At 40.0% G+C, this 8,818-nt stretch carries 9 protein-coding genes and 1 pseudogene; 6 read left to right on the forward strand and 4 right to left on the reverse strand.

Annotated features, from left to right (window positions below; genetic code table 11):
- Together BLR79_RS07845 and BLR79_RS07850 are read right to left on the reverse strand one after the other, a co-directional pair.
- A partial coding sequence (locus BLR79_RS07845) for a hypothetical protein (RefSeq protein WP_143338823.1) occupies positions 1-272 on the reverse strand: 272 nt, incomplete at its 3' end.
- Between the two features lie 88 nt (positions 273-360).
- Positions 361-1,424: pseudogene (locus tag BLR79_RS07850) on the reverse strand (AEC family transporter).
- A 173-nt stretch (positions 1,425-1,597) separates the two neighbouring features.
- Between BLR79_RS07850 and pyrB the strand changes: the two are divergent.
- Genes pyrB through pyrE form a run of 6 tightly spaced genes read left to right on the forward strand, consistent with a single transcriptional unit; the run spans position 1,598 to position 6,408 of the window.
- The gene (pyrB, locus tag BLR79_RS07855) at positions 1,598-2,533 is read left to right on the forward strand and encodes an aspartate carbamoyltransferase (RefSeq protein ID WP_092086715.1); all 936 of its coding nucleotides are present in this window, start codon (positions 1,598-1,600) and stop codon (positions 2,531-2,533) included.
- A complete protein-coding gene (locus BLR79_RS07860; protein ID WP_092086718.1) occupies positions 2,520-2,966 on the forward strand; it encodes an aspartate carbamoyltransferase regulatory subunit in 447 nt (148 codons plus the stop codon). Before pyrB ends, BLR79_RS07860 begins: the two co-directional genes overlap by 14 nt.
- The gene (locus BLR79_RS07865; protein ID WP_092086721.1) at positions 2,953-4,122 is read left to right on the forward strand and encodes a dihydroorotase; all 1,170 of its coding nucleotides are present in this window, start codon (positions 2,953-2,955) and stop codon (positions 4,120-4,122) included. The genes BLR79_RS07860 and BLR79_RS07865 overlap by 14 nt, the downstream gene beginning before the upstream one ends.
- Before the next feature lie 12 nt (positions 4,123-4,134).
- A complete protein-coding gene (locus tag BLR79_RS07870; RefSeq protein ID WP_092086724.1) occupies positions 4,135-5,034 on the forward strand; it encodes a dihydroorotate dehydrogenase in 900 nt (299 codons plus the stop codon).
- A 12-nt stretch (positions 5,035-5,046) separates the two neighbouring features.
- Positions 5,047-5,760 carry an orotidine-5'-phosphate decarboxylase gene (pyrF, locus tag BLR79_RS07875; protein WP_092086726.1) on the forward strand — a complete coding sequence of 238 codons (714 nt, stop codon included), beginning with the start codon at positions 5,047-5,049 and terminating at the stop codon, positions 5,758-5,760.
- A gap of 15 nt (positions 5,761-5,775) precedes the next feature.
- Entirely contained in the window at positions 5,776-6,408 is a 633-nt protein-coding gene (pyrE, locus tag BLR79_RS07880; protein WP_092086728.1) for an orotate phosphoribosyltransferase, read from the forward strand.
- A gap of 47 nt (positions 6,409-6,455) precedes the next feature.
- Here the strand turns inward: pyrE and groL are convergent, their stop codons facing one another.
- Both groL and BLR79_RS07890 read right to left on the reverse strand, forming a co-directional pair.
- The gene (gene groL, locus BLR79_RS07885) at positions 6,456-8,081 is read right to left on the reverse strand and encodes a chaperonin GroEL (protein ID WP_092086730.1); all 1,626 of its coding nucleotides are present in this window, start codon (positions 8,079-8,081) and stop codon (positions 6,456-6,458) included.
- Positions 8,082-8,101: 20 nt separating this feature from the next.
- Complete coding sequence (locus BLR79_RS07890; RefSeq protein WP_092086732.1) at positions 8,102-8,371, reverse strand: GroES family chaperonin; 270 nt, start codon at positions 8,369-8,371, stop codon at positions 8,102-8,104.
- Positions 8,372-8,818: the final 447 nt, after the last annotated feature.

Genomic DNA, 8,818 nt, shown 5'->3' on the forward strand with positions numbered 1-8,818 from the left:
TTACGAGCTAATTGTTTGATAGGAATGCCTTCAATAATGTGTTCATTAACTACAGTCATTTTAAAATCTTTAGTATAATGACTGTTTTTCAACCTTGACTGAATACCTTTAAGACCGTAGGCCTGATATCTCAAGACTTTTTGACCAAAGACCGATTCACTCAATATCAACCCATAATCATCACGTAATTCCTTGTAACTCTTCCCATTACTTAGATACATTTCAATGTACCTTTCAAGGTCTTCTACGGTATGTTTACTATTTGAGCGCATAAAAACTCCCCCTAAAATAGATTTACTTTTTACAGTGTCTACTTTAGGGGGAGCATATCATTGCGCATTAAGATCTTTTCATCAATTATTATAAGAAAATGCCGGTCATTTTAATAGCTTGAAGGACTGTTAACCAAATCGGAATCATTAAAACAGCTGCCGCAGTTGAAATAAGTGACGCGTTAGACGACATGACCGGCTCGCGGTTAAATCCAATCGCATAAGCAGCTGCCACAGCTGCTGGGGGGTGTCGCCAGCATAACAACTGTAATCGCAACTAATAAGTAACTAAAGTTAGTCAACCCTAATAAGTTGGTTGCCATCATAATTAAAATAACAATGACTGGAATGGCTAATAACTTAACGAAACTGTAGTACCATGAATCTCGGTCCACCGCAGCTACACTTAAGCTAACTTCTCCTAAGGTTGCGCCAATGGATAACCAAGCTAGAGGTGAAGCTAGTCCCGCTAAATACTGCATCGGTCGATGAATCCAAGGAGCAGTAACGTCAAAGCGTAAGAAAGCTACCGTCGCATATTCTGTTAATTCCGAACCATGGGCGCTCACTTGAGGTAAGGACTCTTGGAAGATCCAAACAATTAACCCAAGAACGGTTGCGACAACGGTAGGGTTTAGAAACATTTGTCTAAACATCCCTTTTTTCATCTTTAAACCACTCATTTTAATATAACCGTAGGAATATAAAAATAAACGATACCCAATGTTAAAGATGTTCGCATAAACAACCCCTAAAGGACCAAAGACCGCTTGGACAATGGGGGGTTCCAAAAAACGTTGTCGAACCAAAAATCGTCATAATATTTAAAGAAACATTTTTATCTCCTTTATAGTGACGATAAAAGGCCCAAGATAAAATAATTAATAAAGGATAAATGACAATTCCCCAAACCAAAGCGGTCACACTTTGGGCTAGTTGTTGGCGGTCAATGTCTTGCATAAAGGCTGAATAAGCAAGCGCTGGAAGAGCGACCGTTAATGCAACACTTGAAAGAACCTTTCCGGTATTTTCATCAAAGGTGCCTCGTCTTCTTAAATAAAATCCGAGTAAAATAATTAAAAACGTCGACGAAATAGCACTCGTAATGTTGCCATTTTTAAAGGTACTAATAATAATATCGAACATTTCAATGCTTCCTCCTTCTTTTTCACAAATGATTATATTATTGTATCATGTTTCTTTTAGCATAGCTAACATAAGTTTAGTTAAGTTAAACAAGATTTCAAAAAGTTTGTGTAATATCTTGCAATTGATTTGTGAAACAGGTAAAGTATTCTCTCGAAAGTATGAGGTGATAATAAAAAATGTTAACGCAAAAACACTTAATTGATATTTTCGACTTTTCAACTGAGGAAGTTGATTCTATTTTGCATTTGTCGCAATTAATGATAAAGAGTCCAAGTGATTTTTCCACTATTTGTAATGGAAAGATTATGGGGACTCTTTTTTTTGAACCTTCAACCCGGACACGCCTTAGTTTCGAGTCCGCTATGTTGCGGCTAGGAGGACAAGTATTAGGCTTTTCCGATAGTAGTAATTCCTCCGCCACTAAGGGAGAGACGTTAGTGGATACCATTCAAACGGTATGCCACTATACAGATTTAATCGTTATGCGCCACCCGAATGAAGGAAGTGCCACATTAGCTAAAACAAAGGCGAGTGTTCCTTTAATTAACGCCGGTGACGGAGGCCACCACCACCCGACCCAAACGTTGACGGATTTATTAACGATTCAACAAACGAAAGGTCACTTAGACGGGCTAACCATTGGATTATGTGGCGACTTAAAATTTGGCCGCACGGTTCATTCACTCATTCGCGCTATGGGGCGCTATCCTGGGAATCATTTTATTTTAATTTCGCCCCGCGAGTTACAACTTCCCGACTATATGATGCACTTTTTAAATAGCCAAGGAATTTCCTATGAAGTTCATGAAGAATTAGAAGCGGTCATTGATCAATTAGATGTTTTATATATGACGCGCGTCCAGCGAGAGCGTTTCTTTAACGAGGCAGATTACGTCCGCTTAAAAGACCACTATATTTTAACCGCCGATAAATTAACTCAAGCTAAAGAAGATTTAGCGATTTTACACCCCCTTCCTCGTGTTAACGAGATTAGCGTAGAAGTAGACGATGATCCGCGGGCGAAATATTTTGACCAAGCAGGTTACGGGGTATTTGTTCGGATGGCACTGATCGCAAAAGTATTGGGGGTAGATTCAAATGATGCGCATTAATTCAATTCGAAGCGGCATTGTGATTGACCACATTCCTGCCGGCTTAGGGCCAGATATTTTCAATTTATTAGAATTAAACAAAGCAGATTATACGGTAGCTCTTATTATGAACGCTCAAAGCGATAAAATGGGTCAAAAAGATATGATCAAAATCGAAAATCAACTGAATGTTGATTTATCCATTTTAGGTGTCTTCGGCGAAGGCTTAACGATTAACGTCATTGACGAGGAATCCATCGTTCATAAAGTGACCTTGGAGCTTCCTGAACAAATTCATGATATTTTATCTTGTAATAACCCACGGTGCATTTCTACAGTGGAACGAAATGTGGAACCGTCCTTTACCTTAGTCAATCCACAAGACCAAATCTATCGTTGTGATTATTGTGATCATTTATACCACGTTAAGGAGGAATTACATGCTCACCATTAAAAATGCCCAGTTAGTCGACGCTAATGGAAGCTATCAAGCAGATATTCAATTAAAAGACGGGAAAATTTTTGCGATCGGACAAGATTTAACCGGCGGTGAAGAAATTAACGCAAAAGGACTCGTCTGTATGCCAGCCTTTGTTGAACCTCATGCTCACTTTAGAGATCCTGGCTTTCCTCAAAAGGAAGATTTAGAATCCGGCTCGCGCTCGGCACTACAAGGCGGTTACGGAACGGTTCATTTAATGGCTAATACAAAGCCAACGGTCGATAACCCCGAGACTTACCACTACATTATGAATAAGGCAAACGAATTAGGACTCATTAACATTTTGCAAACTTACGCCGTCACTAAAGGGTTAGAAGGTGAAGAATTTGTTGATTTAGAAACTTTACCCGAATCTGTTACTACATTATCAGAAGACGGCCATGGCTTATTTAACAACAAAGCGACTTATGAATTATTTGAACGCGTCAAAGAAAAAGATCTTCTTTTAATGATTCATGAAGAAGATAAGGAATTATCCGAAATCGATTACCGTTTAGCTGAAGACGTGCACACTATGCGTGACGTGTACTTTTCCGGTAAAACCGGCGCTCGCATTCATTTTTGCCACGTGTCCACAGTAGACGCTTTAGAAGCCATCGCCCACGGTAAAGAAAAAGGCTACCCCGTCACGATGGAAGTCGCCCCTCATCATATTTATTTAAAAGACTTAGATTATAAGGTCCATCCGCCTATCCGTGCGCAAGAAGATGTCAACGCGTTAGTCCAAGGGATTTTAGATGGGACCGTTGACTGTATCGCCACAGACCACGCCCCTCATACAGCTGAAGACAAAGAAAAAGGATCTCCTGGCTTAATTGGGCTAGAGACAGCCTTTGGGGTAACTTATCATGTCTTAGTGGAACAATACGGGCAAGATTTATCTTTAGTATCTCAATTAATGAGCCAACGTCCAGCAGAAATTTTAAATTTAAATAAAGGCTTACTTCAAGTGGGATATGACGCGGATTTAGTGTTAGTGGATTTAAATGAGTCGACCACTTACGACACCTTTGCGTCCCGTTCTAACAACACGCCCTTTATTAACCAAACATTCCCCACAAAAATTATGAAAACAATTGTTAATGGCCAAGTGAAATTTGAAAGGTAGGAAGAATTATTCATGCGTTTGAAAGTAAACATTGGTGACATTGAATTTAAAAACCCAATTATCGGAGCTTCAGGTACTGTAGCTTACGGTAAAGAACTCGCTAAACATTACGACTTATCTCTTTTAGGGGGCATTTCTGTTAAAGGAATGACCATTGAACCGCGCCCTGGAAATACAGGAACGATTTATTATCCAACGCCTAGTGGATTAATGAACTCTGTCGGATTAAAAAACCCTTCTGCCGGGTACTTTGTTGAACGGATTTACCCTCATTTAAAACAATACGACTTAAATATTATCGCCAACGCTGCCGGGTCAACCATTGAAGATTACTTAAAAGTTATTGAACAATTAAACCGTACTGATTTACCGATCATTGAATTAAACATCTCTTGTCCTAACGTAAAAGAAGGCGGAATGGCCTTTGGCGTAAAGCGTGAAACGGCTCGTGAAATTGTTCAAGCAGCCCGTTCGGCAACGGATAAACATTTAATGGTTAAATTAAGCCCGAATGCTGAAAACATTCAAGATATGGCCGTCACTTGTGTGGAAGCTGGCGCAGATTCTTTATCTTTAATTAATACCATTAGTGCATTAGCTATCGACGTTCATAAGAAAAAAGCGGTCTTTAATAATGTAACCGCTGGTCTATCAGGTCCTGCCATCCGCCCTATTGCACTACGGATGGTTCGAGACGTCGCTCAAGTGGTTGATGTTCCGATTGTCGGTATTGGTGGAATTGAAAACTACGAACACGTCTTAGCTTTTATTATGGCCGGAGCAACAGCCGTTCAAGTCGGAAGTGCTAACCACGATAATCCAATGGTCATGCCAGAAATTATTAAAGACTTAGAAAGCTATATGCAACGAGAAGGTTTACAAAGTTTAGAAGAGATTCGTGGTATTATTTAAGGAGGCAGCGACTTGAATAAAGATTTACCAATTATCGCCTTAGATTTTCCAAGCGGACAGGAAGCTCTTAGCTTTTTGGATCAATTTAATGAAACGTTAAACGTTAAAGTGGGGATGGAACTTTATTATGCGGAAGGACCCGCCTTAATTAAGGCAATTAAACAACGAGGTCACCATATTTTCCTCGACTTAAAGCTTCACGACATTCCTAATACCGTCAAGCGAGCCATGAGTGTCTTAGCTCACTTGGAAGTCGATATGGTCAACGTTCATGCAACCGGTGGACAAGACATGTTGGAAGCCGCCCTTAAAGGATTAACTCAAGGGACCCCTGAAGGTAAGAAGCGTCCATTAATTATCGCGGTCACTCAACTGACTTCAACTCACCCAGAGGATTTGTTTAAAGAACAAGGAGTCGAGGAAAGTTTAGAAGCAAACGTCTTACGCTTAGCTAAATTAACTAAAGATAGCGGTTTAGATGGGGTTGTCTGTTCTGCTTTAGAATCTACGATGATTAAAGAAGAAGTCGGCCGAGACTTTATGACCATTACGCCAGGAATTCGCCTTGAAGATGCAAAAGCCGACGACCAAACCCGAGTGCTAACACCCATTAAAGCTAAACAGGCAGGCAGTCATTACATTGTCGTCGGTCGCCCGATTACTCAAGCAGATAACCCAGTTAAAGCTTATCATAACATTGCCTTCCAGTGGCAATCGGCATTTTAAGAAAGGAAGTTTTGTATGTCATCAAAAGACATTGCCCAAATTTTATTAAACATTGAAGCGGTCACCTTAAAACCTGCGGCACCTTTTACATGGGCCAGTGGATTAAAGTCGCCTATTTATTGTGATAACCGTTTAATTATGAGTTATCCTAAAGAGCGTCAAATCATCGAAGAAACTCTAGCTGAATTAATTCGCACGGAATTTCCTGATGTAGAAGTGGTGGCCGGAACTGCCACTGCGGGTATTCCTCATGCAGCCTATTCTTCCTGGCTGTTAGAGCTGCCGATGATTTATGTTCGTTCGAGTTCTAAAGGTCATGGTAGACAAAATGCGATTGAAGGCGAACTAAAGCCCAGTCAAAAGGTAGTATTAATCGAAGATTTAATTAGTACCGGTGGAAGTGTGTTAGATGCTGCCCAAAAAATTGAAGAAGCAGGCGCTGAAGTGGTGGGATGTGTAGCGATCTTTTCTTATCTTCTTCCTCAAAGTAAAGAAGCTTTCCAAAAAGCTGGTTATCCTCTAGTAACGCTGACTAACTATCAAGAATTAGTAGAAGTCGCGTTAGATGATGACGAATTAAAAGATCATCAAGAAACGTTAGAGTCTTGGTATAAAGACCCCATAGCTTGGTCTAAAAAACATCAATAAAACACAAAAAAACCGATCCATTTTGGATCGGTTTACTTTTAATTAAATTACATCATTCCTGGCATGCCGCCCATTCCCATATCTGGAGTTGGGTTATCTTCAGAAATATCAGCTACAACTGCTTCAGTCGTTAATAGAAGCGCTGCGACAGAAGCTGCATTTTGTAAAGCAGAGCGGGTTACTTTTGTTGGATCCACAATTCCTGCTTCAATCATATTTTCATAAACATCAGTTGCTGCGTTGTATCCTACGCCTTTATCGCTATGAAGAACTTTATCAACGACGATTGATCCTTCACGTCCTGCGTTAGCAGCAATTTGACGTACCGGCTCTTCTAGAGCGCGAACAATAATGCGCACTCCTGTTTGCACGTCTCCTTCAGTGGACTCTAATAATTCAGCCACTGCTTCTTGAGTGTTAAGAAGTGCTGTCCCCCCACCGGAAACAATCCCTTCTTCAACGGCTGCACGCGTTGCGTTTAGAGCATCTTCAATACGTAATTTACGCTCGTTTTGTTCTGTCTCAGTGACACCACCCACAGAAATAACCGCTACACCGCCCGCTAATTTAGCTAGACGTTCTTGTAATTTCTCACGGTCAAAATCAGACTCTGTTTCATCTGCTTGACGACGAATTGAAGCGATACGGTTTTCTAAGTCTTCTGTTGAACCATTTCCTTCAATAATCGTAGTATCGTCTTTAGTTATGGTCACTTTACCTGCTGAACCTAAATGTTCTAAAGTTGCATCCGCTAATTCAAAACCTAACTCTTCAGAAATAACTGTCGCACCAGTTAGTACAGCGATATCTTCTAATTGAGCTTTACGACGATCACCAAAACCAGGCGCTTTAACAGCGACCACGTTTAATGTACCACGTAACTTGTTTAATACTAAGGTTGGTAAGGCTTCTCCTTCAATATCTTCTGCGATAATTAATAGGGAACGACCTTGTTGCATAATTTGTTCTAATAACGGTAAAACGTCTTGAATGTTTGAAATTTTGCGGTCAGTAATGAAGATGTATGGATTTTCTAATTCCGCTTCCATCTTATCATTATCTGTCACCATGTATTGAGATAAGTAACCGCGATCAAACTGCATTCCTTCAACGACCGTTAAATCAGTTTCCATTGATTGAGAATCTTCAATGGTAATGACACCATCTTTACCAACACGTTCCATTGCTTCAGAAATTAACTCTCCGATACGCTCATCTCCGGAAGAAACGCTTGCTACTTGAGCGATTTCATCTTTAGATGAAACTTCTTGAGACATTTGCTCTAATGAATCGACAGCTACTTTTGTCGCTAATTCAATTCCGCGACGAATACCTACTGGGTTAGCTCCTGCGGTGACGTTTTTCATTCCTTCGCGAGCAATGGCTTGAGTTAAGACCGTTGCGGTCGTTGTTCCGTCTCCGGCTGTGTCGTTTGTTTTAGAAGCGACTTCTTGAACGAGTTGCGCACCCATATTTTCAAAGCGATCTTCTAATTCAATTTCGCGGGCAATGGAAACTCCGTCGTTAGTAATTTGTGGTGAACCAAATTGACGGTCTAATACGACGTTACGGCCTTTTGGACCTAAAGTTGTTTTGACAGTATCTGCTAAAATATCAACACCACGTAATAAACTAGCGCGTGCGTCTTCTGAGAATTTTAATTCTTTCGCCATGTATACAACACTCCTTTGAATTATAATACGGCTAGAACGTTATCTAGTGAGACGATGACATATTCTTGTCCTTCATAGTCTACTTTCGTTCCGCCAAATTCTGATAGTAATACCGTGTCACCGACATTAATTTCGCCTTTTTCTTCGACTTTGCGAGATAGGGCGCGGACAACACCGGTTTGTTCTTTATTTTTTTGAGAGCTTGGTAGGACTAAGCCTCCCGCTGTGGTTGTTTCTTTTTCTACTTCGGTCAACTCAACCGCAATGCGTTTACCTAATGGTTTCAACATTGATAAATCCCTCCTTGGTTCATAAGTTTAGCACTCAATAACCTTTAGTGCTAACTCTATCTTTTATAATAGTCTAAATTGGTCAAAAAAGCAAGCAGTTTGTTTTATTTTTTTGAGAAGGTCAGTTTCTTTGTAAAGCTTGAATTTACCCAAAATTTTACGGTTTCATAGATAATAACAAAAGCCCGAGGTATTCACATGTGGAAAACATGGATTCCTCGGGCTTTTAAACTATCCACAGCGTAAATCTGTGGACTAATTTCGTCCTGTTGCATGGTATAATTGAATCATCACAAAACAAAAATACAGAACAGGAACTGAGGTTATTTTACCATGAATTCTATAGAAATATATCAAACAAAGCGAAGTTTACTTACTTTTTTAGAAAAACTGACTAAAGGTCTTTCTAAACCACGGAAGAAATTTTACAGCGATATTTTATATGGA

Origin of the sequence: Dolosicoccus paucivorans, assembly GCF_900100125.1 — a bacterium.
Taxonomy (GTDB): domain Bacteria; phylum Bacillota; class Bacilli; order Lactobacillales; family Aerococcaceae; genus Dolosicoccus; species Dolosicoccus paucivorans.

Coding starts and splice junctions, on each gene's coding strand:
- BLR79_RS07865 (WP_092086721.1), top strand. CDS start 2,953: ATGCTCACCATTAAAAATGCCCAGTTAGTCGACGCTAATGGAAGCTAT.
- pyrB (WP_092086715.1), top strand. CDS start 1,598: ATGTTAACGCAAAAACACTTAATTGATATTTTCGACTTTTCAACTGAG.
- BLR79_RS07870 (WP_092086724.1), top strand. CDS start 4,135: ATGCGTTTGAAAGTAAACATTGGTGACATTGAATTTAAAAACCCAATT.
- pyrE (WP_092086728.1), top strand. CDS start 5,776: ATGTCATCAAAAGACATTGCCCAAATTTTATTAAACATTGAAGCGGTC.
- BLR79_RS07860 (WP_092086718.1), top strand. CDS start 2,520: ATGATGCGCATTAATTCAATTCGAAGCGGCATTGTGATTGACCACATT.
- groL (WP_092086730.1), bottom strand. CDS start 8,081: ATGGCGAAAGAATTAAAATTCTCAGAAGACGCACGCGCTAGTTTATTA.
- BLR79_RS07890 (WP_092086732.1), bottom strand. CDS start 8,371: ATGTTGAAACCATTAGGTAAACGCATTGCGGTTGAGTTGACCGAAGTA.